This is a genomic window from Patulibacter sp. SYSU D01012 (assembly GCF_017916475.1).
Lineage (GTDB): Bacteria > Actinomycetota > Thermoleophilia > Solirubrobacterales > Solirubrobacteraceae > Patulibacter.
The window spans coordinates 1,144,212-1,169,028 of sequence record NZ_JAFMTB010000002.1; the positions used below are offsets into that span (position 1 = coordinate 1,144,212).

At 75.6% G+C, this 24,817-nt stretch carries 19 protein-coding genes; 7 read left to right on the forward strand and 12 right to left on the reverse strand.

Annotation, left to right across the window (positions count from 1 at the left end; genetic code table 11):
• Positions 1-213 precede the first annotated feature (213 nt).
• The 4 genes from J3P29_RS14805 (at position 214) to J3P29_RS14820 (ending at position 5,402) form a co-directional block, all read left to right on the forward strand.
• Positions 214-2,202: an amidase gene (locus tag J3P29_RS14805; RefSeq protein WP_210494493.1), complete on the forward strand. Its 1,989-nt coding sequence runs from the start codon at positions 214-216 to the stop codon at positions 2,200-2,202.
• 21 nt (positions 2,203-2,223) lie between these two features.
• The gene (locus J3P29_RS14810; RefSeq protein ID WP_210494495.1) at positions 2,224-2,847 is read left to right on the forward strand and encodes a hypothetical protein; all 624 of its coding nucleotides are present in this window, start codon (positions 2,224-2,226) and stop codon (positions 2,845-2,847) included.
• 8 nt (positions 2,848-2,855) lie between these two features.
• On the forward strand, positions 2,856-4,892 hold the full coding sequence (locus J3P29_RS14815) for an amidase (RefSeq protein WP_246851932.1): 2,037 nt from the start codon (positions 2,856-2,858) through the stop codon (positions 4,890-4,892).
• 228 nt (positions 4,893-5,120) lie between these two features.
• The gene (locus J3P29_RS14820) at positions 5,121-5,402 is read left to right on the forward strand and encodes a hypothetical protein (RefSeq protein WP_210494497.1); all 282 of its coding nucleotides are present in this window, start codon (positions 5,121-5,123) and stop codon (positions 5,400-5,402) included.
• 25 nt (positions 5,403-5,427) lie between these two features.
• Here the strand turns inward: J3P29_RS14820 and J3P29_RS14825 are convergent, their stop codons facing one another.
• From J3P29_RS14825 to J3P29_RS14875, 11 genes are read right to left on the reverse strand one after another with little or no spacing between them, the layout of a single operon-like run.
• Positions 5,428-6,510 carry an isocitrate/isopropylmalate dehydrogenase family protein gene (locus J3P29_RS14825; protein ID WP_210494499.1) on the reverse strand — a complete coding sequence of 361 codons (1,083 nt, stop codon included), beginning with the start codon at positions 6,508-6,510 and terminating at the stop codon, positions 5,428-5,430.
• Positions 6,507-7,895 carry an aldehyde dehydrogenase family protein gene (locus J3P29_RS14830; RefSeq protein WP_210494502.1) on the reverse strand — a complete coding sequence of 463 codons (1,389 nt, stop codon included), beginning with the start codon at positions 7,893-7,895 and terminating at the stop codon, positions 6,507-6,509. Before J3P29_RS14830 ends, J3P29_RS14825 begins: the two co-directional genes overlap by 4 nt.
• A complete protein-coding gene (locus tag J3P29_RS14835) occupies positions 7,892-8,692 on the reverse strand; it encodes an SDR family oxidoreductase (protein ID WP_210494504.1) in 801 nt (266 codons plus the stop codon). The genes J3P29_RS14830 and J3P29_RS14835 overlap by 4 nt, the downstream gene beginning before the upstream one ends.
• A 51-nt stretch (positions 8,693-8,743) precedes the next feature.
• On the reverse strand, positions 8,744-10,936 hold the full coding sequence (locus J3P29_RS14840; protein WP_210494506.1) for a hydantoinase B/oxoprolinase family protein: 2,193 nt from the start codon (positions 10,934-10,936) through the stop codon (positions 8,744-8,746).
• A 24-nt stretch (positions 10,937-10,960) separates the two neighbouring features.
• Positions 10,961-13,069 (reverse strand): hydantoinase/oxoprolinase family protein, encoded by a 2,109-nt coding sequence (locus tag J3P29_RS14845; RefSeq protein WP_210494507.1) that lies wholly within the window; start codon positions 13,067-13,069, stop codon positions 10,961-10,963.
• A complete protein-coding gene (locus tag J3P29_RS14850; RefSeq protein WP_210494509.1) occupies positions 13,066-13,767 on the reverse strand; it encodes a GntR family transcriptional regulator in 702 nt (233 codons plus the stop codon). The genes J3P29_RS14845 and J3P29_RS14850 overlap by 4 nt, the downstream gene beginning before the upstream one ends.
• Positions 13,768-13,773: 6 nt before the next feature.
• Entirely contained in the window at positions 13,774-14,985 is a 1,212-nt protein-coding gene (locus J3P29_RS14855; protein WP_210494510.1) for a M20 family metallopeptidase, read from the reverse strand.
• Positions 14,982-16,691: an ABC transporter ATP-binding protein gene (locus J3P29_RS14860; protein ID WP_210494512.1), complete on the reverse strand. Its 1,710-nt coding sequence runs from the start codon at positions 16,689-16,691 to the stop codon at positions 14,982-14,984. Before J3P29_RS14860 ends, J3P29_RS14855 begins: the two co-directional genes overlap by 4 nt.
• Positions 16,688-17,575, reverse strand: a complete 888-nt coding sequence (locus J3P29_RS14865; protein ID WP_210494513.1) for an ABC transporter permease — start codon at positions 17,573-17,575, stop codon at positions 16,688-16,690. Before J3P29_RS14865 ends, J3P29_RS14860 begins: the two co-directional genes overlap by 4 nt.
• Before the next feature lie 31 nt (positions 17,576-17,606).
• The gene (locus J3P29_RS14870) at positions 17,607-18,551 is read right to left on the reverse strand and encodes an ABC transporter permease (protein WP_210494515.1); all 945 of its coding nucleotides are present in this window, start codon (positions 18,549-18,551) and stop codon (positions 17,607-17,609) included.
• Positions 18,552-18,565: 14 nt separating this feature from the next.
• On the reverse strand, positions 18,566-20,038 hold the full coding sequence (locus tag J3P29_RS14875; protein WP_349239872.1) for an ABC transporter substrate-binding protein: 1,473 nt from the start codon (positions 20,036-20,038) through the stop codon (positions 18,566-18,568).
• Positions 20,039-20,354: 316 nt separating this feature from the next.
• Between J3P29_RS14875 and J3P29_RS14880 the strand changes: the two genes are divergently transcribed.
• From J3P29_RS14880 to J3P29_RS14890, 3 genes are read left to right on the forward strand one after another with little or no spacing between them, the layout of a single operon-like run.
• Positions 20,355-21,479 carry a thiamine pyrophosphate-dependent dehydrogenase E1 component subunit alpha gene (locus J3P29_RS14880; RefSeq protein ID WP_349239855.1) on the forward strand — a complete coding sequence of 375 codons (1,125 nt, stop codon included), beginning with the start codon at positions 20,355-20,357 and terminating at the stop codon, positions 21,477-21,479.
• A gap of 32 nt (positions 21,480-21,511) precedes the next feature.
• Positions 21,512-22,468, forward strand: a complete 957-nt coding sequence (locus J3P29_RS14885) for an alpha-ketoacid dehydrogenase subunit beta (protein WP_210495108.1) — start codon at positions 21,512-21,514, stop codon at positions 22,466-22,468.
• Entirely contained in the window at positions 22,449-23,993 is a 1,545-nt protein-coding gene (locus J3P29_RS14890; RefSeq protein WP_349239856.1) for a dihydrolipoamide acetyltransferase family protein, read from the forward strand. Before J3P29_RS14885 ends, J3P29_RS14890 begins: the two co-directional genes overlap by 20 nt.
• Here the strand turns inward: J3P29_RS14890 and J3P29_RS14895 are convergent.
• Entirely contained in the window at positions 23,979-24,809 is an 831-nt protein-coding gene (locus tag J3P29_RS14895; RefSeq protein WP_210494520.1) for an rRNA adenine N-6-methyltransferase family protein, read from the reverse strand. The two genes, J3P29_RS14890 and J3P29_RS14895, sit on opposite strands and share 15 nt — an antisense overlap.
• Positions 24,810-24,817 lie beyond the last annotated feature (8 nt).

Consider the following 24,817-nt stretch of genomic DNA (forward strand, 5'->3'; position numbering starts at 1 on the left):
GGCCTCCGCCGCCGTCAGGGCGCGGCGTGCCCCACGCCGACCGGACGGTAATGAAACGACCGAACGGTCGGCTCCGACCGTTGTCGCAAGCGTTCGAACACAGGTGCTCCACGTGGCCAGGATGGGCCCCGGCGACCCCGACCTACCGTTCGCGGCGTACTCCGGTGGGCCGCCGAGACGGGCCGCCTCTCCCCTCCCCACGAGGACCCCTGCATGCGTGACACCTCCGCCGTCGCGGACGCGGTCGACGACGCCGTCGTCGACCGCCCTGCCGCCGAGACGGCCCACTCATCCGGCCTGAGCCGCCGGGCGCTGATCGGCAAGGGCGCCGCCGTCGGCGTCGGCGCCGCGGTCCTGGCCGGCGGCCTCTCCACCCCGGCCGGCGCGCGGACCACGACGGTCGCGAAGGCCTCCTCGTCGGTCCTGCCGTCCGTCGCCGAGGTGCAGGAGCGCCTGGAGACGGTGCGCCTGGTCGACCTGGAGATCGTCGAGCTCGCCGCGCTGCTGCAGGCCGGCGAGCTGACGTCGGTCGAGATCACCCAGGCGTACTTCGACCGCATCGCGAAGCTCAACGGCGCGTTCGAGGTCTACGGCGACAACGGCGGCTACAACGCGTTCGTCCGCATCGACGAGGCGGACGCGATGGCCGCCGCGAAGGCCGCGGACGAGCGCCTGAAGGCGGCGCGCGCCGGCGGCCCGCCTGCGCCGATCCTGTGCGGCATCCCGCTCGCGGTGAAGGACTCGATCGGGCTGAAGGGCCGGCCGGCGCAGAACGGCACGGTCGCCTTCAAGGGCAACGTCGCGAACGAGGACCCGCCCGCGATCGCCCGGCTGCGCGAGCAGGGCGCCGTCTTCCTGGGCCACACGATCTGCTCCGCGTTCTCGGGGTCGATCACCGGCACGTTCGCCGGCAACGCCTGGAACAAGGACTACTTCCCCGGCGGATCGAGCCAGGGCTCCGGCGTCGCGCCCGTCGCGCGCCTGGCCGCCGGCGCCATCGGCGAGGAGACCGGCGGATCGATCATCTTCCCGTCGGCGGCCAACGGCGCGTCGGGCATCAAGCCGTCGCTGGGCACGTGCTCGAGCGCGGGCGTCATGCCGCTCACGCCGGGCCACGACGTCATCGGGCCGATCACGCGCTCCATGCGCGACTCGGCGGTCGTGCTGAACGCGATGATGGGGGCCGACCCGTCCGGCGACCAGCAGACCCTGTCCTCGCCCCTGCCGTTCACCGCGCTGCCCCTCACGCCGAGCGGCGGCGCCAAGCCGCTCGCCGGCCTGACGATCGGCGTGCCCCAGACCGACTGGCTGACGGGGAGCGGCGGCGCCGGCACGTCGCCGCAGGCGCTCTACGCCGCGGACAACCGGGCCGTGTTCGACCGCGTGCGGGCCGAGCTCGAAGCGCTCGGGGCCGAGGTCGTCGACTTCCCCGGCATGGACATGCGGGACGCGAGCCTCAACACGTACTTCAGCTCGTCGGACGTCCTCGAGACGGTCGACGGGTCGAACGTCAGCCCGTCGTCGGCGGTGCGCTACTCCAACCTGTACGAGATCAAGTACGCCAAGGCCGTCGGCGACTTCGCGAAGACGGCCCCCGCCAGTCAGGCCTCGCTGCTGCTGAGCAACTACGGGCGCCGCGCCGGGAACGCCGCGTCGAACTCGGGCGTGCCCGTCACGTACGCGGCGGCGACCGCCCTGTACGGCGGCGTCTCGACCGGCGCGCGGCGCGAGGGCGAGCGCCGCCGCCGCCAGACCGCGGCGAACTACCAGGCCGCGCTCGACGCCGCCGGGGTCGACTTCATGCTCGTCATGAACTTCGGCACGAAGATCACGAAGCGGACGGGCGGCAGCTCGGGCCTGCGCTACCGCACCTACTACCAGGTGCCCAACGCCCTGGCGTGGCCGATGCTGTCGTTCCCCGCCGGCTACGGCAGCGACGCCGACGGCCTGCCGATCTCGGTGCAGTTCTGGGGGCCGCGGTTCTCGGAGCCGCAGATCATCCAGGCCGCCATCGACTACCAGGCCGCGCACCCCGAGCACCACCGCGCGGCGCCGAAGGACCCGACGGTCGCGATCACCGCGAAGAGCCGGCGCCTGTCCCAGAAGCAGGTCGACGCGGTCGAGCTGACCCCCGACCCGATGCTGACGAACGATCCCGACGCCCACGAGGCCGGGTTCCCCGACGAGTACCGCCCCCGCTAGGCCACAGCCCGGAGCCCTCCCATGCCCTACATGACCGTCGGCTGGACCGCCACGTACTCGATCGGCCACATGCCGCAGGACGCGAGCTACGTGGCCGAGACCCCCCTGACCATCGGCTGGACCGGCAAGGTCTCGACCTACGTCCTGCCCTACGACCTGGCGGACCTGGCCGTGACGGCCGGCGAGCCGGACCCCGTCGTCGTCAACCCGCCGACGGGCCCGGCGCCCGCCGCCGGCGTGCCCGTCGTCGCGCCGCCGTCCGGCACCGTTCGCCCGGCGACGCCGCCGCGCGTGGCCCTGCAGGCCCGCGTCAACCCGGCGCTCTTCCGCCGCCGCGGCGTCCGCGTGCGCCTGACGCTCGCCGAGCCCGCCACCGTCGAGGTGTACGCGACCGCCCGCGTGCGGAAGACGCTGTCGCGCCGCCGCACGAAGACGGTGACCCGCCGCATCACCCAGCAGCGCCGCCTGAGCCTGAAGCCCGGCTCGTACGCGCTGCGCCTGAAGCCGTCCGCGGCCGGCCTGCGCACCGTCGGCGCCCGCTCGCGCCTGACCGGCTCGGTGACGATCAAGGTCCGCTACCGCGACGGCCGCCGCGCGACGCTCAAGCGCGCCGTCCGCATCGCCCGCAGCACGAAGAACGCCTAGGAGCCCGCATGCACGACATCACCGACACCACCGTCGACGGCGGGACGACCACCGCCGTCGCGGAGCCCGCGGGCCTGTCCCGCCGCGGCCTGCTCGGCCGCGCCGGCGTGCTCGGCGCCGCGGGCGCCGCCCTGGCCGCCACCGCCTCGCCCGCCGCGGCGGCCCCGAAGGCCAAGGCCGCCGCGGCGCCCGCCGTGCGCGCCGCGGCGGCGCCGCCGCTGCCCGACGCCGCCGCCGTCAAGGCGCTCGGCAAGCCGCTCGTCGACCACGAGATCTTCGAGCTCGCCGCGCTGCTGCGCTCCGGCGACACCACCGCCGTCGCGCTCACGGAGGCGTACCTCGACCGGATCGACCGCTTCAACGGGCCGTTCGAGGTCTACGGCGACAACGGCGGCTACAACACGTTCGTCCGCATCGCCCGCGACGAGGCGCTGGAGCAGGCCCGCGCCGCGGACGTGCGGATCGCCGTCGAGCGCGCCGGCGGCGAGGCCGCCCCGCTGCTGTGCGGCATCCCGCTGGGCATCAAGGACTCCGTCGGCGTCGCCGGCCGGCCGTCGAAGAACGGCACCCACAACTTCGACGCGAACGTCGCGCTCGAGGACGCCACCGCCGTCGGCCGCCTGCGCGACCAGGGCGCCGTCTTCCTGGGCCACTGCATCTGCTCGGCGTACTCCGGCGTCATCGCCGGCACCTTCGCCGGCAACGCGTGGAACAAGGACTACGTGCCCGGCGGGTCCAGCCAGGGCTCGGGGGCCGCCCCGATCAACCGCCTCGCCGCCGCGGCGATCGGCGAGGAGACCGGCGGCTCGATCACCTGGCCGGCGGCCATCAACGGCTCGTCCGCCATCAAGCCGTCGCTGGGCCTCGGATCGATGGCCGGCGTCATGCCGCTCTCCGCCACCTACGACGTCCTGGGGCCGCTCGCCCGCTCGGGCCGCGACGCCGCGCTGATCATGAACGCGCTGATCGGGCCGGACCCCGACAACGACCCGCAGTCGCTGGCCGCGCCGACGCCGTTCCCCGTCCTGCCGATGACTCCGCGCCAGGGATCCAAGCCCCTCAAGGGGCTGACGATCGGCATCCCGCAGACCGACTGGATGACGAAGTCCGTCTACGACCCGGCCACGAAGGGCGTCGTCTCGACGGTGGTGAAGGCGTCGCCGCAGGCGCTCTACGACGCCGACCACCGGGCGGCCTTCGACCGCGTCCGGGCCGAGCTCGAGGCGATGGGCGCGACCGTCAAGGAGTTCCGCGGCCTCGACATCACGGACTACGGCACCGAGGAGAGCAACTACCTCGACGGCGACAACCCGTACTACAACAACCCCGCGGTCCTGCAGACCGTCGACGGGACCGAGGTGACGCCGCGCAACGCCGTCGTCCTGGCCAACCGCGCGGAGATCCGGTACATCGAGGCGGTCGCCGAGTTCGCGGCCACGCAGCCCACGGCGGTGCAGACGGCCCTGGCCGCGCAGTACGGCCGGCGCCCCGGGGGCACGACGGACGCGAGCGTCGCGCCGACGTTCGCCGCGTCGGCGGCGCTGAACAACGGCGTCTCGGCCGCGGCCCGCAACGAGGGGGAGCGCCGCCGGCGGCTGCTGATCACGAAGTACCAGAAGGCCCTCGACGACGCGGGCGTCGACGTCATGCTCGTCATGTCGATCGGCGCCGAGGTCGGCAAGCGCAACCCCGACAACGCGAGCGACGGCCTGCCGCTGCGCCGCTACAACCAGATCGCGAACGACCTCTCCTGGCCGCTCGTCTCCTTCCCGGTCGGCACGACGTCGAACGCGGGCCTGCCGATCTGCGTCCAGCTGTGGGGTCCGCGGTTCAGCGAGCCGCGCCTGGTGCAGGCGATGATCGACTACCAGGCGAAGCACCCCGAGCACCACACCCGGTTCCCCGCCGACCCGGCGGAGGCGCCGAAGGCCCTCTCGCGCGCGCGGGCCGCGCGGGCGGCCGACGGCGAGGCCGGCCCCGTCGACCCGTTCGGCACGAACGACCCGGTGGCGACGGAGCTCGCCGCCGTCGCCGCGCGCAAGTAGTCCCCGCGCCAGCCGACCGACCGGTAGGCTGGCGCGTGATGGCGCACCGCCACGCGACGCTCCCGTCCCCGTCCCGCACCCGCGGGCGGGGCGGTGCTGCCGTCGTCCTGGCCATTACCACCTGAGCCTGCGCGCCCGTCGCGCAGGCCCGTCGTCCCGCGCGGACGGCAGGTGGTGCGTGCGCGAGCAGCGGCACGGCCCGTCGGCCGCCGGGAGGAGGAGTCCCCCGTGCTGCACCACGTCGAGCTGACGCTCACCCCGACCGACCCCACCGCCCTCGAGCGCGTCGTCGCCACGTGCCGCGCGCGCCGCTGCGCCGTCGTCGCGCTCGCCTTCGAGACGACCGACGCCGCCGGGCGCCTGCGGATGACCGTCGACGGCGATCCGGGCCGGGTCCGCCATCTGCTGCGCCGGCTCGGTGGCCTGGTCGGCGTGCTCGACGCCGACGGCGCGCCGTCGGGCCCCGCGGGCGGGGCGGCGGCGGACGTGACGGCCGCCCGCGCCGGCTGACGCCGGCGCGGCGACGCCCGGGCCGCTACGCGGGGGCGTCCAGCGCGTCCGCGACGGCGGCCGCGGCCTGCGTGGTCGTCGCCGTCCCGCCCAGGTCGCGGGTGCGCGCGCCGCCGTCCCGCAGCGCGGTGCCGACGGCGCGCTCCAGGGCGTCGGCCGCTCCGGGGCAGCCGACGTCGCGCAGCAGCATCGCGCCCGACAGCACCGCCGCCGTCGGGTTGGCGATCCCCTGCCCCGCGATGTCCGGCGCCGAGCCGTGGACGGGCTCGAAGAACCCGGGCACGTCGACGCCGGGCGCGACGTTCGCGCTCGGGGCCATCCCCAGGCCGCCCGCGAACGGGGCGCCCAGGTCGGAGAGGATGTCGCCGAACAGGTTGGAGCACAGGACGACGCCGAGCGACTCGGGGCGGGCGACCATCCGCGTCGCCAGGGCGTCCACGTACGCCTGCTCGCGCGGCACGTCGGGGAACTCGCGCTCGCCGAGCTCGGCGACGACCTCGTCCCACAGGCCGTAGCCGTGGCGGGCGACGTTGCTCTTCGTCGCCAGCGTCAGGGTCTGCCCGCGCTCGCGCGCGTGGCCGAAGCCGCAGCGGGCGATCCGCTCGATCGCGCGCCGGGAGTGCACGGCCACCTCGGTGGCGACCTCGTCCGGCGTTCCCTGGTGCACGCGCCCGCCGATGCCGGCGTACTCGCCCTCGGTGTTCTCGCGCACGACGAGCAGGTCGACCTCGGCGCCCTCCCGCGCCGGCGTGGCGACCCCGGGCCAGCCCACGATCGGCCGCAGGTTGGCGTACAGCTGCAGGCCCTTGCGCAGCGGCAGCACGAGCGTCCAGACCGAGACGTCCGGGTCGACCTGCGGGTGGCCGATGGCGCCGAACAGGATGGCGTCGTGCGCGCGGACGACGTCGATCGCGTCGTCGGGCATCGCGTGGCCGGTGCGCAGCAGCCGGTCGCCGCCCCAGTCCAGGTCGGTCACGTCGAGCGTGACGCCGTCGGCCGCGGCGGCCCGCGCGATCACCGGCAGCGCGGCGTCGAGCACCTCGGGGCCGATGCCGTCCCCGCGCACGGCCGCCACGCGGACGCGGCGCGTCCCGTCCGCGCCGCTCACAGCGCCACGCACACGTTCTTGACCTGGGTGTAGGCGTACATCGCGTCCATTCCCTTCCCGCGCCCGTAGCCCGAGCGCTTCATCCCGCCGAACGGGATCTCGACGCCGCCCGCGACGCCGTACGAGTTGACGAACACCTGCCCGACCTGCAGCGCCCCGGCGACGCGGTGCGCGCGCGACAGGTCGCGGGTCCACACGCCGGCGACCAGGCCGTACGGCGAGTCGTTGGCCAGCGCCACGGCCTCGTCGTCGTCCGCGAACGGGGTGGCCGCCAGGACCGGCCCGAAGACCTCCTCGCGGAAGAGCTCCATCGCCGGGGTGACGCCCGTGACGAGCGTGGCGTCCAGGTACCAGCCGTCCTCGCGGCCCGCGGGCGCGCCGCCCCCGACGGCGACGGTGGCGCCCTCGGCCCGGGCGGTGTCGAGCATCCGCGTGGCCCGGTCGAGCTGCTGCTGCGCGACGACGGGGCCCAGGTCCGGGTCCTCCGCGCCGGGTCCCACCCGCAGGTCGGCGAACGCGCGCCCGACGCGCGCGACGACCTCGTTGTGGACGTCGCGGTGCACGAGCAGGCGGCTGCCGGCCGAGCAGCTCTGCCCCGCGTTCTGGATCAGCGCCTTCACGACCGCCGGCACCACGCGGTCCAGGTCGGCGTCGGCGAAGACGACGTTCGGCGACTTGCCGCCGAGCTCGAGCTCGACGGGCACCAGGCGCTCGGCGCAGGCGTGAGCGACGCGCGAGCCGGTCGCCGCCGACCCGACGAACGTCACGTGCGCGACGTCGGGGTGGTCGACGAGCGCGGCGCCGACCGCGCCGTGGCCCGTCGCGACGCCGACCATCCCCTCGGGGATGCCGGCCTCGACGGCCAGCGCCGCCCAGCGCAGGGGCGTCTGCGACGCCAGCTCGGACGGCTTGACGACGACCGCGTTCCCGCCGGCGAGCGCCGGCGCGGCGACCCGCGTGATCATCTGCAGCGGGTAGTTCCACGGGATGATCTGCGCGCAGACGCCCCACGGCTCGCGCACCGTGTAGTCGACGACGTCGGGCCCCAGCGGGATCGACCGCCCCTCGAGCTTGTCGCACGCGCCGGCGTAGAACTCGAGGTAGCGGACCGTCACGGCGACGTCGGCGCGCGCCTGGGCCAGCGGCTTGCCGGTGTCGCGGCACTCCAGGTCGGCGAGCTGCTCGCCGTCGCGCTCGATCAGCCGCGCCAGCCGCAGCAGCGCCGCGGCCCGCGTGACGGGGAAGCGCCACTCGCGGGACGAGCGCTGCGCGTCCCGGGCCGCGCGGACGACCGCGTCGACCTGCTCCACCGTCATCTCGACGACCTCGGCGAACGGCTCGCGCGTCGCCGGGTCGACGGCGGGGAACGTCTCCGCGGCGCTCACAGGTCGCGCCCGCCGTCGACGTTGAGCGCGATGCCGGTGACGAAGCGCGCGTCGTCCGACGCCAGGTACGCCACGGCGGCCGCGACGTCCTCCGCGTCGATCGCGCTGCCGAGCGGGATCGTCGCGGCCATCTTGTCGAGCAGCTCGTCCTCGGCGGCCAGGCGGAACTCCTGCAGCATCGGCGTCTTCACCGCCACCGGGTTGATCGCGTTGACGCGGATGCGGTCCGCGGCGAGCTCGAGGGCGAGCGCCCGGGTCAGGCCGAGCACGCCGCTCTTCGCGGCGGCGTAGGCCGAGAGCCCCGGCCGCGGGTGCACGGCCGACGTCGACGCCGTGACGACGATCGACCCGCCGCCGCGCTCGCGCATCGCGGGCGCGACCGCCTGGGCGCCGACGAAGAACGCGGTCAGGTTGACGGCGATGAGCGCGTCCCACTCCGCGCGGCCGACGTCGGCCAGCGGCTTCGCGGCCTGCGCCATCCCGGCGTTGTTGTGGAACACGTCGACGCCGCCGAAGCGGGCGACGGCCTGCTCGACCAGGCGGGCCATCGCGTCGGCGTCGGTCACGTCGGCCTGCACGGCCAGCGCGCGATCGCCGATGACGCTCGCGGTCTCGCGGGCCGCGGCCTCGTCGCGGTCGGACGCGACCACGGACGCGCCCTCGGCCGCCAGACGGGCGGCGGTCGCGCGACCGATGCCGGAGCCGGCGCCGGTGACGACGGCCACGCGGCCCTCCAGGCGGGGCGCGCCGGCACGGGGCGCGGGGCGGACGGCGGGGGAGCTGGGATCAGTGGGCACGGAAGGGCACCTCGGGGGATCGGGGGACGGGGAGCGCGGGGTCGGCGGCGCTCACGACGCCGGACGGAGGGCGAAGTCGGTCCACGGCGCGCCCGCGCGGGGCCGCACCTCGACCCACAGCGACGCGGCACAGGACGGACACACCTGCTGGTGGACGGCGAGCTCGTCGTGGACCGTCACGAGCGGGCTGACCTGCTCGGGCCGCAGCTCGAGCGTCCCGGTCAGCGCCCGCCAGTCCGCGCCGACCGCGCCGAGCTCGTGGTCGCAGTGGGCGCAGCACGCGACGGAGCGGCCGTCCCGGTGGACGAGCCGCAGCGCGTCGCCCCAGCGACCCTCGGGCGTGGCGGCCGGGCCGCCGGACGCGGACGGGTCGGGCGGCGTCATCGCCGCCAGGCGCTCGTCGCGCAGCGCGCGGCGGCGGGCGTCGGTGGCGGCCGCATCGACCGCGTCGCCGGTCGTCACGACGCCGTAGAGGTCGCGCGCGGTGGCCGGCGTGACGGCGCCGTCCAGCACGTCGCGCAGGACGCGCTCGGGCTCGCGGTCGAGGGGATCGCCGTAGCCGCCGCCGTTCTGCAGGCGCACGTTGACGATCTCGCCGCGGCGGACGACGGCGCCGGACGTGACGCCCGGCAGGACGACGTGCTCGCCGCCGGCCTCGTCGAGCGCCGTGATCGCACGGCCGGCCCCGAGCTCGGCCAGGGCGTCGACGCCCGTGACCAGCTCGTAGCGGCCCGTCGATCCGGGGTAGCCGCCGAAGATGCCGGTGCGGTTGGGCAGCGACGTGCCGTGCGTGGCGAGCACGCCGGAGACCTCGTCGGTGTCGTACGGGACGAGCGCGAACTCGATGCCGTTGCCGCCGCGGTTGCGGCCGGCGCCGCCCGAGTCGGGCACCTCGCGCCGCCACAGGTACAGCAGCGGCTGGCCGACCTCGTGCTGCTCCACGTCCTGGGTGCCGCCGCCGAGGATCACCATCGCGCCGCCCGAGTCGACGCCGTCGCGGTCGGCGAACGCGGGGCCGCCCCACAGCAGCGAGTCCATGTACATCGCCGCGAACGGCTCGCCGTACTGGTTCAGGCCGCCGAACTGGCCGAGCTGCCACGAGCCGTCGCCGGGCCCGAACGCCAGGCCGCGCAGGTCGTCGCTGAAGCTGACCATCTTCGCGATGCAGCCGGCGGCGGCGCTCATCGCCACCCAGTTGGCGCCCGCCGCGCCGCCCGACACGGGCATCGGCGGCTGCGCGGTGACGCACAGGCCGTCGCGGGCCTTCACCGTCACCGGGCGCATGAGCCCGTGGTTCCACGGCAGCTCCGACCCGAACAGGCACAGCATGAGCGTGGCGACGGCGCCGACGGTGCCGGCGCGGGTGGCCATCCCGTAGGCGGCGGACTGCTCGTCCGAGTCGTCGTAGTCGAACACGAGCTCGTCGCCGGTCTTCGTCAGCCGGCAGCTGATCGTCAGCAGCTCGGTCTCCGCGGCGCCGGCGGCGACGGGCCGGTCGAGGTAGCTCGTGTGCTCGAACGTGCCGTCGGGCAGCGTGCTCAGCAGCTCGCGCAGGCCCCGCTCGGACGCCTCGATCGACTGGCCCATCACCGCCTTGACGGTCGCGCCGCCGTAGCGGTCGCACAGCTCGGTCAGGCGCTCGCCCGACACCTTGAGGCCCGCGAGGAACGCGGTGAAGTCGTTCGACACCACGAACGGCATCCGCGAGTTGGCGATGACGACGTCCCACAGCTCGCGGTTGACCTCGCCGCGCCGGACGATGCGGCCCGGCGGGATCCGCAGGCCCTCCTGGAAGACGTCGGTGGCGGTCGGGCACCAGCTGCCCGCGTCCATCCCGCCCAGGTCGACCTGGTGGGCCATGCAGCCGATCCACGCGACGAGCTCGCCGTCGTGGAAGAACGGCGCGCAGAACTGGACGTCGTTCTGGTGCTCGGCCGCGATGTACGGGTCGTTGACGATGAAGACGTCGCCCTCGGCGATGTCGTCGAACCGCGCGAGGAACTCGCGGATCGCCATCGCCCCCGTGTAGATCGGGACGAGCAGGTAGACGCCGACGACGGCCATCTCGCCGTCCGCGGCGTAGATGCCGAAGTTGTAGTCCGTCGCGTGGACGACCGGCGACCCCGAGACGTGGGTCATCGTCTGCGACCCCTCCTCGTTGATCGACCACAGCTTGTGGCGGATCACCTCGAAGGTGATGGGGTCGACGGCGCCGTCGGTGCCCCGGGCGTGCGTGGTGCTCATGGTGCGCTCCCTCTCTCCGTGCCGTCAGGCCGCCAGGCGGATGACGATGCTCCCGCGGTCGTCGACCGTCGCGGTCTGGTCCGCGCCGACGACGACCGTCGTGTCCTTCATCTCGATGACGGCCAGGCCGTCGACGGTGCGGCCGGGGCGCAGCGCCTCGTGCCGCAGCACGCGGGCGTCCCGCCATGCGCCGCCGGCGAAGATGCGGCGCGTGCCCTCGGCCGCGGCGTCCCCGTCCGCGGACGGCGCGAAGGCGCCGAGCGTCGGCTCGGCGGCGGGGCTGCGGGCGACGACGCGGAACGTCGTCATCTCGATCCCGGCGGCCTCGAAGGCGGAGCCCTCGCCGAACCGCGCCTCGTAGCTCGCGACGAAGCGGGCGACGAGCCCGCGGATCGTGTCCGCGTCGACCGGGCCGTCGGGCAGCGGCACCGACAGCTCGTTGATCTGGGCGCGGAAGCGCATCTCCACCGTCCGGGTCACCCGCACGGCGTCCGGGGCGGCGCCGGCGCGGCCCAGCCGCGCGAGCGCGGCCTGCGTCAGGCGCTCGAAGCGCGCGGCGACGCCGGCGGGGTCCAGCGCCGCGGCGTGGTCGACGGTGCCCGGCGGGCTCAGGATCGGGTCGGACAGCTCCTCCGTGGCGATCAGCTCGGCCGCCGCGACGCCGAACGCCGAGTGCACCGACGCGGTGAGCGGCACGACGATCTCGTCGATCCCCAGCTCGCGCCCGTACGAGAACGCGTGGGTGGGCCCGGCGCCGCCGTACGCGTAGAGGGTGAAGTCCGCGGGGTCGTAGCCCTGCCGGATCGTCGCGGCGCGGACCAGGTCGGCCATGCGGTTGTCGACGATCGTCTTGATGCCCTCGGCGGCCTCCTCCACCCCCAGGCCGAGCGGCTCGGCGACGTGGGCCCGGATCGCCTCGCGGGCGGCGTCGACGTCCAGCCGCAGCCTGCCGCCGAGGAAGTTCTCCGGGTTCAGGTAGCCCAGGACGGCGTCGGCGTCGGCCACCGTCGGCAGCGTCCCGCCGCGGCCGTAGCAGGCGGATCCCGGGACGGCGCCCGCGCTCTCGGGCCCGACGCGCAGCAGCCCGCCGACCACGGACGCGATCGATCCCGACCCCGCCCCCACGGTGCGGACGGACACGGACGGCAGCCCGATCTCGTGGCGGCCCACCCACGTGCTGTTGGTGATGTGGGCCTGGCCGTCGAGGATCAGGCCGACCTCGAAGCTCGTGCCGCCCATGTCGGTCGCGACGATGTGGCGCCGGTCGGTCAGCGCGCCGTAGAACTGGCACGCCACCACGCCGCCGACGGGCCCGGACATCACGGTCGACGCCGCCTCGGCGTCGATCTCGGCGATCGGGGCCAGCCCGCCGCCGGACTGCATCAGCAGCGGCTCGACGGTCATCCCGCCCTCGCGCAGGCGCGCGTCCAGGCTGCGGACGGCGCGGCGGACGACGGGCCGCAGGCTGGCGTTGAGCGCCGTGGTGACCGCGCGCTGGTGCTCGCCCAGGCGCGGCAGCAGCGCGCTCGAGAGCGAGACGAGGGCGTCGGGGGCCTCCTCGGCGATGATCTCGCCGACGCGCACCTCGTGGTCCGGGTTCTTGAACGACCACAGCAGCGAGACCGCGAAGGTCTCGGCGCCCTCGGCGAGCAGGCGGCGCACCGTCGTCCGGACGTCGTCCTCGTCGAGCGGCAGGACCACGCGGCCGCGGTAGTCGATCCGCTCGGTGACCTCGCCGATCAGCCGCCGGGGCACGACGAGCTCCTGCTTGACCAGGGTGCGGAAGCTCTTGACCGCGTCCTCGTCGAGCCCGAGCGACTTGAAGCCGCGCATGATCGGGACGGTGTCGCCGAACCCGCGCGTCTGGATCAGCCCGACGGGCGCCCGCTTGCCCTCGAGCATGGCGTTCGTCGCGACGGTCGTGCCGTGCGCGAAGAGCGAGACGCGGCGCAGCAGGTCGGGCAGCCGCTCGCCCCGCTCGTCCGCGGCCAGCTCGAGCGTCGCCAGGACGCCCTGCGCGGGGTCGTCGGGGACGGTCGGCGCCTTGTAGCGGCCGATCGCGCCGCCCTCGTCGATCGTCACGGTGTCGGTGAAGGTGCCGCCGATGTCGCTGGCGACGAGCAGGGTGCTCATGGGTTCGCGGTGCTTCCCTCGGGGTGGTGGTCCCGGACCCGGCCGAGACCCTCGATCGTCACGCGGATGTGCTGCCGGGCGCGCTCCTCGGCCTGGGGGCCGTCGCCCGCGGCGATCGCGGCGACGATCCGCTCGTGCTCGGCCACCGCGCCGCGGGCGCGGTCCTCGGCGACCAGGCGCTGGGGCACGAACACCTGCGAGGTGAGCGGCACGAGCGGCAGCTGGCCCGTGACGAACTCGTTCGCGGCGATCGCGACGATCCGCGCGTGGAACGCGACGTTGGCCTGGGTGTAGGCGCCGGCGTCGAAGGCCCCCGCGTCGCCCGTCACCGCCCGCTGGCGCGCCAGCATGGCCCGCAGGTCGTCCACGTCGGCGGGCGTCGCGCGCTCGGCCGCCAGCCGCGCGGCCAGGCCGTCGAGCACCTCGCGCACCGCGTAGGCGTCGCGCAGCGTCGCGTCCGTCACGGCGACGACGCGCACGCCGCGGCCGGGCTCCGACGTCAGCAGGCCCTCGCGCTCGAGCACGCGCAGCGCCTCGCGCAACGGGGTGCGCGAGATGCGCAGGTCCGCGGCGAGCTGCTCCTGCCGCAGGGCCTCGCCGGGGCCGTACGCCCCCGAGTAGATGCGCTCGCGCAACACCTCGGCGACCTCGTCGACCAGCCGCACGCGGCCCTTCCAGGCGATCTCGGAGGCCTCCATGCGCGATCAGGCCCCCGCCGTCAGGAAGGCACGGGCCGCGTCGGCGTAGATCCGGGCGTAGCGGTCCAGGTCGGCGACCGGAACGTGCTCGTCGACCTGGTGGGCGATCCACTTGTCGCCGGGGCCGTAGACGACGCACGGCACGCCGGCGTCGCGCTGCAGGATCGTGCCGTCGGTCGCGCCGGGGACGCCGCCGTACGCGGGCCTCGTGCCGCACTCGCGCTCGTGGGCGGCGACGACGGCGCGCACGACGGGGTGGTCGGGGTCGATCTCGACGGCCGGGCGGTCGTCGATGACCGTCGCCTCGACGGTCACGCCGAGCGGCTCGGCGCCCTCGCGCGCGATCGCCGTCACCCGCTCCACGAGCGCCGCGTGGTCGACGCCGGGGAGCGTCCGCACGTCGATCCGCACCGCGGCCTCGGCGGGGATGACGTTGATCTGGTCGTGCGATCCGGCGTCGAGGACGGTCGGGGTCACGTGGACGACGCCGAGGTGCTCGTGCTCGGGGTGGGCGTCGCGCAGCTCGTCCTCGTAGGCGGCGAGCGCCGCGACGAGCCGGGCCGCGGCGACGACCGGATTCCGGCCCTGGTGCGGCATCGCGCCGTGCGCCATCCGGCCGTGGAAGTCCAGGCCGATCCGCACCGCGCCCTTCGCCGCGACGCAGACCTCGTCGCCCTCGGGCTCGCAGACGATGCAGGCGTCGATCCGGCGCGCCAGCTCCGTGCCGGCGAAGTGCTTGGCGCCGAGCATCAGGCCCTCCTCGTCCGCCAGCACGCAGAGCACGACGCGGCCGGGGAACGGGCCCGCCTGCTGCAACGCGCGGACGGCGAAGAGCATCGACGCCACCCCGGCCTTCATGTCGGCGGTGCCGCGGCCGTAGAGCCGGCCGTCGCGGATCTCGGCGCCGAACGGGTCGACGCTCCAGCTCGCGCGGTCGCCCTCGGTGACGACGTCCGTGTGGCCCTCGAAGCCGAGCGTCGGACCGTCGCCTCCACCGCCCTCGACGACCGCGATGACGTTCGGGCGGCCCGGCGCCACCTCGGTGACCTGCGGCTCCCAGCCCCAGCCGCGCATCAGGTCGGCCACGAGCGCGGCGGCGGCGGACTCGTCGGAGCCCGTCTCGGGCTCGTGGACGCTGCGGATGCGGACGAGCTCCTGCGTGAAGCGCACGAGGGCGTCCACGTCGATGCGGGCGTCGGTGGCGGTGGGCCCGGTCATCCTCCGAGCACCTCCTCGGATCGGGGACGGTCGCGCTCGCCGAGGGCCCGCTCCAGCGTCGGGACGGCCGCCAGCAGGGCGCGCGTGTAGGGATCGGACGGCTGCCGGTAGACCTGCTCCGTCGGGCCGGTCTCGACCACCCGGCCGTGGCGCATGACGGCGACGGTGTCGCAGACGTGGCGCACGACGGACAGGTCGTGCGAGACGAAGATCAGGGTCAGCCCGTACTGCTCGACGAGGTCGGCGATCAGGTCGAGGACCTGGGCGCGGACGGAGACGTCGAGCGCGGAGACGGCCTCGTCGGCGACGAGGACCTTCGGCCGGACGGAGAGCGCGCGGGCGATCGAGATGCGCTGGCGCTGGCCGCCCGAGAACTGGTGCGGGTAGCGCGACGCCGCGTCGGCCGGCAGGCCGACGGCCTCGAGCAGCTCCGCGACCCGGCGGCGGCGCTCGGGCGCGGCCACGTGCTGGGCGACGAGCGGCTCGGCGACGACGTCCTCCACGCGCATCCGCGGGTCCAGCGAGCCCATCGGGTCCTGGAAGACCATCTGCAGGTCGCGGCGCAGGAACGCCAGGTCGCGCTCGCGCCGCCCGACGATCTCGGTCCCCGCGAACCGGACGCTGCCGGCCGTGGGCCGGTCGAGCCCCGCGATCAGCCGGATCAGGGTGGACTTGCCGGACCCGGACTCGCCGACGATGCCGAAGCGCTGCCCGGCGCGGATGTCGAGGTCGACGCGGCGCAGCGCCGGGATCTCGGGGCCCGGCCGGCGCAGCGACTGGCGCGGCCGCCGGTACGTGCGCTCCAGGCCGCGGACCGCGACGAGCGGCTCCCCCGCGTCCCCGTCCGGCGCCGCGCCGACGCCGCGCAGCCGCTCACCGCGGCCGTCGGCCTCCAGGTCGGACGCCGCCAGCAGCCGCCGGGTGTAGGCGTGCTGCGGGGCGGTGAACACCTCGTCGACCGTCCCGCGCTCCACGACCCGGCCCTCGTGCAGCACGAGCACGCGCTCGCAGACCTCGGCGACGACGGCCAGGTCGTGGGTGATGAAGAGCAGCGCCGCGTCGCGCGCGGCGGCGCCCTCGCGGATCAGGTCGAGCATCTGCGCCTGGACCGTCACGTCGAGCGCGGTCGTCGGCTCGTCGCAGATCAGGACGTCGGGGTCGTTGGCGAGCGCCATCGCCAGCATCACGCGCTGCCGCTGGCCGCCGCTGAGCTGGTGCGGGTACGCGCGCGCCGACGCCGTCGGGTCGGGCAGCCGCACGCGGCCGAGCATCTCGACGGCGGCCTCCGCCGCCCGTCCCCGCTCCTCGGCGGGGCCGTGGAGCGCGATCGCCTCGGCGACCTGCCGCCCGACGCGCATGAGCGGGTTGAGCGCGGTCATCGGCTCCTGGAAGACCATCCCCAGGCGGGCGCCGCGCACCGCGGCCATCTGCGCCTCGCCCGCGCCGACCAGGTCGTGCTCGACGCCGCGCAGGCGGATGGAGCCCTCGGCGGTCAGCCCCTCGGGCAGCAGGCCCATCGCCGACAGGACGGTCAGCGACTTGCCCGACCCGGACTCGCCGATGATGCCCAGGCGCTCGCCGGCGCCGAGCGTGAAGCCCATGTCGTGCAGCAGGGTGGTGCGCGGCGTGCGGACGCGCAGGCCGGACACCTCGAGCACGGGCGGGGCGGCGGCCGCGGGGCCGGCGGGGCGGTCGACGGAGCTCATCGGCGGTCGTCCAGTCGGGGGTCGAAGCGGTCGCGCAGCCCGTCGCCGAGCATGTTGAAGCCGAGCACGGCGATCGCGATCGCCACGCCGGGCCAGACGGAGAGCATTGGCGCGCTGTGCAGCGTCTCCTGCGACTCCTGCAGCATCCGGCCCCACGACGGCGTCGGCGGCTCGGTGCCGAAGCCCAGGAAGGACAGCGCCGCCTCGGCCAGGACGGCCACCCCGAACGCGACGGACGCCTGCACGATCAGCAGCGGCGCGATGTTCGGCAGCACGTGGCGGCGGGCGATCGCCAGGCGGGTGCGGCCCGCCGCCCGCGCCGCGAGCGCGTACTCGCTGCGCATGACCTGCAGCGTGCCGCCGCGGGCCATCCGGGCGAACGCCGGCGCGGTGGCGACGCCGATCGCGATCATCGCCGTCAGGGTGCTGGCGCTGAAGACCGCGCCGAGCATGATCGCCAGCAGCAGCGCGGGGAAGGCCAGCAGCAGGTCGCACGCCCGCATGACGAGCTGGTCGACGGCGCGCGGCGCCATCCCGGCCAGCACGCCGAGTGGCGTGCCGACGAGCGCCGCCACGCCGACCGCGACGACGCCGACGAACAGGGTGGTGCGGGCACCCCACATGATCTGGCTGAGCACGTCGCGGCCCAGGCGGTCGGTGCCGAGCAGGTGGTCGGCGCCGGCGCCCTGCAGGCGGCTCGTCGCGTCGACCTCGGTCGGGTCGTACGGGGTCCAGGCGAACGAGACGAGCGCCAGCAGCACGACCAGGCCGACGAGGACCAGCCCGATCGTCAGGCTGGGCGTGAGCGGCCGGCGGCGCGCGCGGGCCGCGGCGACCGGGACGGGGTCGGTGCCCGGGAGCGGGCCGGCGACGTCGGTGCTCATCGCACCACCTCCATCGGGGGACGGCAGGGCATCAGGCGCCCCGCAGACGCGGGTCGATCACCGTGTACAGCACGTCGACCACGTAGTTGATGAGCAGGACGAGGACGACGAGCACCATCACGACGCCCTGGACGAGCAGCAGGTCGCGGTTGGAGACGCCGTCGAGCAGCAGGGTGCCGAGCCCCGGCAGGACGTAGACGCGCTCGATGACGACCGCGCCGATCAGCATGCCCGAGAGCTGCAGGCCCAGGACCGTCACGACCGGGATGGCGGCGTTGCGCAGCCCGTGGCGGACGAGCGCGCGGCCGCGCGTCAGCCCCTTGGCGCGGGCGGTGCGCAGGAAGTCCTCGCGGAGCACCTCGAGCACCGCGGAGCGCACGTACCGCGTCAGGATCGCGCCCTCGACGAGGCCGAGCGAGATCGCCGGCAGCGCGAGCTGGCGCAGGAACCCGCCGACGTCGTCGCTCGGCGCGGTCCAGCCCGACGACGGGAACCAGCCGAGGGTGACGGAGAAGAGCGCGACGAGCAGGATGCCGGCGATGAACGCGGGCACCGCCGCCCCGACCTGGCTGGCGCCCGAGAGCGCCAGGCCGCTCGCGCGACGGTGGCGGGCGGCCGCGAGCGTGCCCAGCGGCACCGCGATCAGCAGCGCGACCAGGGTGGCGGCGCCGACCAGGATCAGCGTCACCTGCACGCGATCGCCGATCTGCGGCGCGACCGCCTCGCGGCTGATGTACGAGCGGCCGAAGTCCCCCTGCAGCAGCCCGCCGACCCAATCCAGGTACTGCGTGGGCAGCGGCCGGTCCGTGCCGAACTCAGCGCGGACGGCGCGGACGGCCTCGGGCGTGGCGTTCGTGCCGAGGGACACCTCGGCCGCGTCGCCGGGCAGGACGGCCATGAACAGGAAGACCAGGACGGACGCGGCGGCGACGCTGGCGAGGAAGACGCCGGTGCGGCGCAGGAGGGAGAGCAGCATGGGCGGGCGCCGGGTCAGCGGCGGATCGTCGTGACGTCGAGGGCTTCGCTGACGCGGTTGCGCGGCAGCCCGCGCACGTCGGCGTCCGCGACGACCAGGCTGGGCATCAGGTACAGCCAGATCGCGGCGTCGTCGGTGGCGAGCTTGCGCGCGACGCGGCGCATGTCGGCCACCTGCTCCCGCGTCGTGCCCCGGTCGGCGCGCGCCAGCCACGCCTGCACCTGCGGGTCGTCGTAGCCCCAGTAGTAGTCGGGGTTGCCGAACGTCGCGATGTCGCGCGGCTCGGTGTGCCGGACGATGGACAGGTCGTAGTCCTGCTTCGTGAAGACCTCGGACAGCCAGCGCGCGGGGTACTCGAGGATCTCGATGTCGGCCGTCACCCCGATCTTCCGCAGCTGGGACTGGACGACCTGCGCGGGCGCCAGCACGTACGGCAGGTTGGGGATGCGGAAGCGCAGCTTCAGGTCCCGCACGCCCGCCTGCGCGAGCAGGGCCTTCGCCCGCGCGGGGTCGTACCGGTGCAGGCCCTCGAGGTGCTCGAACCACGGGTCCGTCGGCGGCACCATGCTGCCGATCAGCGTGCCGCGCCCGGACCACGCGGCGTCCATGACGGCCTTGCGGTCGATGCCCAGGCTGACGGCGTGGCGGATCCGCGGGTCCTTCATCGGCCCGCGCGCGTTGTTGAGCGCCATCGTCAGCTCGCCGTTCGTGGTGCCCTCGGTCACGCGGAAGCGGTCGTCGTCGGTGAACTGCGCCAGCGAGTCCGGCGCCTGGTGGTCGGCGATGACGTCGATGGCGCCCGAGAGCAGCGCGTTGTTCAGCGCGGTGGCGTCCTTGAAGTACTTGAACGCGACCCGCTCCATCGCGGGCCGGCGGCCCCAGTACGCCGGGTTGCGGCGCAGGACGATCGAGTCGCCGCGCACGCGCCGGTCGAGCACGTAGGGGCCGGTCCCGACGGGCTTCGTGGGCAGCGCGTCGACGCCGTCGGGCGTGTACATCGCGCCGATGCGCGTCGTCATCGCGAAGAGCCAGGCGTTCGACGGCTCCTTCAGGTCGACGGCGACCCTCGTCGGCGAGAGCACCCGGACGCGCCGGACGACGTCCATCCCCGACTTGAGCGCCACCTTCCACGCCGGGCTCTTCACGCGCTCGATGCTGAACTTGACGGCGTCGGCGTCGAACGGCGAGCCGTTGGAGAAGCGGACGCCGGAGCGCAGGTCGAAGACGTACGTGCGGCGGTCCTCGCTGACGCGCCAGCGCCGGGCCAGCAGCGGGACGATCCGCCCCTGCGGGTCGAGCTTGACGAGCCCCTCGTAGACGTTGACGAGCATCGCCTCGGGGATGCCCGTGCCGTCCGTGGTGCTGAAGTCCAGGTTCTCGGGCTCGACGCTCAGGCCGATGGCGATCGTGCCCGGGTCGCCGGTCGCGCTGGTGCTCGTGCCGCCGCAGGCGGTCAGGCCGACGGCGACGGCGAGCGCCGCGAGCAGCGCCGCCGCGCGGCGGCGCGCCGGGCGTGGCCGGTCGCGACGGCGGACCGGGGACCGGGATCCGGGTTGCGTGACGGGGGGCACACGACGGTTTGTATCCAGGATCCAGGATGCGGTCAAGGCCAACCGGTCGTTCGGGTGGCGCGGCGCCTCCAGCGGCGGGCCCGCTCGGGGCCGCGGGCCGGGCGCCGATGCCGGGCCGGGGCGCGCCCGCGGGGGGCGCCGTACCCGGGTCGGTACCGGTGGGCGTACCGCGCCCTATCCCCCGGTATTCCGGGGAAATCTGCGCCCCCGGTGCGCCAGACTGGGGCCCATCGTGCTGACCGAGGAGCCCCGCAGCACCGCGTCGTCGTCCCCTCGCGGACGCGCGCCCCACTCGCCGGAGCACCCCCCGCCGCCGCGCCCCGCCCCGCCGGCGCCGCCCCGCCTGACGGCCGCCGACCGCGCCGCCCTGCTGCGCTTCATGGTCGAGATGCGGACGTTCGAGGAGCGCGGCGTGGCGCTCTACAAGCAGGGCCGCACGCCGGGGTCGTTCTACGACGGGCACGGCCAGGAGGCGATCTCGGTCGGCGCCGCGTTCGCCCTCGGTCCCGACGACGTGATCTGCTCGCCCCTGATCCGCGACCTCGGCGCGCACCTCGTGCGCGGCACCGACCTGGCGCAGATCATCCGCCACCACCTGGGCCGCGACAACGCGCTCAGCCGCGGGCGCGAGGGCAACGTCCACTTCGGCGACGTCGACCGCGGCGTGATCGGGATGGTCTCGATGCTGCCCGACATGATGGTCGTCGCCGTCGGGCTGGCCATGGCCTTCCGGATGCGCCGCGAGCGCCGCGTCGCCCTGACGTTCTTCGGCGACGGCGCCACCTCGCCCGGGGCGTGGCACGAGGCGATGAACGTCGCCGGCCTGCGCCGCGAGCCCGTGATCCTGCTCTGCGAGAACAACGGCCTGGCGTACTCCACCCCGACGGAGCGGCAGTTCGCCGTCGGGCCGGCCGAGCGCGCGAAGGCCTACGGGATGCCGGGCGTCGTCGTCGACGGCAACGACGTCGAGGCCGTCTTCGCCGCCACCCACGCCGCCCGCGAGCGCGCGCTGGCGGGCGACGGGCCCACGCTCATCGAGGCGCGGACGATGCGGATGCACGGCCACGGCTCGCACGACGACGCCCGCTACGTCGATCCCGCGGTGTTCGCGGCGTGGCGCGAGCGGGATCCGATCGCCACCTACGAGGCCCGCCTGCGCGCGGAGGGCACCGACGTCGACGCGCTGCGCGCCGGCGTGCTCGAGCGGCTCGAGGCCGCGGTGCAGGCGGCGCTCGCCGCGCCCCTCCCCGACCCGGCGACGGCGACCGACGGGGTGTTCGCCGACGGCCCGGGCCGCACGCTCGGCCGCGGCGACGCGCCGTGGAGCGGCCACGCCGGCCCGGAGGCCGGCCGGTGAGCGCCGTCGACGTCGCCGCGGGCACGCGGACGATGACCTACCTGCAGGCGATCACCGACGGCCTGCGCGAGGCGATGCGCGCCGACGAGCGGGTCTTCGTCCTGGGCGAGGACGTCGGCGCGTTCGGCGGGGCGTTCAAGGCCACGGAGGGGCTGTACGACGAGTTCGGCGCCGACCGCGTGCAGGACTTCCCGATCGCCGAGTCCGCGATCGTCGGCACCGCCGTCGGCGCCGCGATCGCCGGCCTGCGCCCGGTCGCCGAGGTGCAGTTCGCCGACTTCGTCGCCTGCGGCTTCGACCAGCTCGTGAACGTCGCGGGCAAGATGCACTGGCGGACCGGGCTGGCCGTCCCGATGGTGCTGCGCCTGCCGTCCGGCGGCGGCTTCGCCGGCGGCCCGTACCACTCGCAGAACCCCGAGGCGTGGTTCATGCACGCCCCCGGCCTGAAGGTGCTGGCGCCGAGCACCCCCGAGGACGCCAAGGGGATGCTCATGGCGGCGATCGCCGACGAGAACCCCGTCTGCTTCCTCGAGCACAAGCACCTGTACCGCCGGGTGAAGGGCGCGGTGCCGCTCGGCGACCACCGCACCCCGTTCACCGCCCGCGTGGCCCGCGAGGGCGCCGAGCTGACGATCGTCGCCTACGGCGCGATGGTCCACGCGGCGCTGCAGGCCGCCGACGCGTTCGAGCCGGGGCGGGTCGAGGTGCTCGACCTGCGCGCGCTCGTCCCGCTCGACGAGGAGGCGATCCTGGCGAGCGTGCGCCGCACGAGCAAGGTGCTGATCGTCGACGAGGCGAACGAGACGTGCGCCGCCGGCGCCCAGGTCGCCGCGCTCGTCGCCGACCGCGCGTTCTCCGACCTCGACGGCCCGGTCCGCCGCGTCGCCACGCCGGACGCGCCCGTGCCGTTCAGCCCCGGCCTGGAGCAGGCCGTCCTGCCCACCCCCGACCGCATCGCGGAGGCCGCGCGTGAGCTCCTCGCCTACTGACGCCGCCACGCTCGTCGACGTCCTGATGCCGCAGCTGGGGACGTCGGTCGCCGAGGGCACGATCCTCTCCTGGGCCGTCGCCGTCGGCGAGCCCGTGCGGGCCGACGAGACGATCTGCGCGATCTCGACGGACAAGGTCGACAGCGACTGCCCCGCCCCGGCGAGCGGCACGCTGGCCACGATCCTCGTCCCCGAGGGCGAGACGGTCGACGTGGGGACCGTGATCGCGCGGATCGCGACGAGCGGGGCCCCTGCCGCCGACGCCGGCGATCCGGGCGCCGCCGCGGGCGGGGTGGGGTCTCCGGACGGGACGGCGGCGGCCGGGCGGGCGTCCAAGGCCGGCGGTCCCGGGCCCGCGAGACCGGCCGGTGTCCCCGTCGGCGCCTCGCCGACGCCGGACGCGCCGGGGGGCGGGGCCGGCCCCGCCCCGACGCGCCGCGAGATCCTGCGCGCCTCCTCCCCCGTCGCCGCCCGCATCGCGGCCGAGCTGGGCGTCGACGTCCTGGCCCTGTCGGGCACGGGACGCAACGGCCGCGTGACGAAGCGCGACGTGCTGGCGGCGGCGGGCGCCCCGGTCGCGGGGGCGGCGGACACCCGCGCGCACACCGGGACCGCGGACGGCCCGGCGGCGCCGGCCACCGAGGCCGCCGCCGACCGCCCGCCGGCGCCGAGGACCGACGGGGTGGGCGCGTCCGCGCCCGCAGACGGGCCCGCCGTGGGCGCCGAGGCGCCGATGCACACGGAGTCGCCCTACCGCCACGATCCCAGCATCCCGGTCGCCGGCGCCGCGGCCGGGGGTGGCGGGGGCCCGACGACGGCGGTCGGCGGGCCGGCCGCGACCCCGGACGACCGCGGCGGGGTGCTGCAGCCGCCGTCGCGCATGCGTGCGGCGATCGGCCGGGCGATGCGCACGTCGCTCGACACGGCGGCCCACTGCACGACGGTCGTCGAGTGCGACATGACGCGCCTGGAGCGGGAGCGCCGCGAGCGCGGCCTGACCGCCCTGCCGCTCGTGGCGGCGCACGTCGTCGCGACCCTGCGCGAGTTCCCGGCGCTCAACGCGACGATGGACGGCGAGGCCATCACGCGCTACGACCGGGTGCACCTGGGCATCGCCGTGTCGCTCGGCGAGGACGGCCTGATCGTCCCGGTCATCGACGACGCGCAGGACCTGAGCGCCGCGGGCCTGGGGCGCCGGATCAAGGCCGTCGCGGCCCGCGCCCGGGGCGGCGCGCTCACGCCCGACGACGTGCGCGGCGGCACCTTCACGATCACCAACCCGGGCGCCGCCGGCGCGCTCATCGCCACGCCGGTCATCAACCTGCCGCAGGTGGCGATCCTGGACCTGGAGGCGATCGTCCGCCGCCCCGTCGTCGTGACCGACGCGGACGGCGGCGAGAGCATCGCGATCCGCTCGATGACCCACCTGTGCCTGGGCTGGGACCACCGAGCGCTCGACGGCCTGTACGCGGCGCAGTTCCTGACGGCCCTGCGCCGGCGGATCGAGGGCTCACCCACGGCCTAGCCGGCGCGGCGGCGCGGGCCAGGCCGCCCCGGCGTGCACCGCGGCGTCGGCCGCGACCCGCCGCCACGCGAGCGGCGGCAGCTCGCGCGCCGCGGCGCGGGGCTCGGCGCCGTGTCGCCGGAGCGCTGCGACGGCCGCCCGCCGACCGACGGCGGCGCCGAGCAGCGCGTCCGCCCGCGGAGCAGCCGGCGCGTGCGCACCCGCGAGCAGCCACCAGAGCGCGGCTTCGGCGCGCGCGGGCAGCGGGCGGCGAGGCCGCACCCTCAGATGGGCGGCGTCGATGGCGGGCGGCGGAGCGAACGCCGTCCGCGGGACGACGCGCACGAGCCGCAGCTCGTGGCGCGCGGCCCACCAGGCGACGGTGGCGGTCCGCGGCCGGCCCGCGGTGACGCGGAGCGCGAACCCGCGCTCGACGAGCACGTCGCAGCCCGCGGTGACGCGCCCCGGCGGGTCGAGACGCCGCCGCAGCACCGCTGTGCTCGTCGCGAACGGCAGATTGGCGACGATCCGCGCGCCGCGGGGCAGCGACACGGTCCGCAGGTCGGCATGGAGCACCCGGACGCGCGGGTTCCCGGCGAAGCGGCGTTCGAGCCCGGCGGCGAAGCGCGCGTCGCGCTCGACGGCCATCACCCGGGCTCCCGTGGCCGCGAGCGCGGCGGTCAGGGTCCCCGGGCCGGCCCCGAGATCGACGACGAGGTCGTCCGGTCCGGGGGCCGCGGAACGGACGAGCCGCGCGACGGTGGCGCGGCAGTGGATGAGGTGGACGCCGGACGGGTTCGCGGGCAGCGACCGGCGACGGGGACCACGACGGGTCATGGAGGACT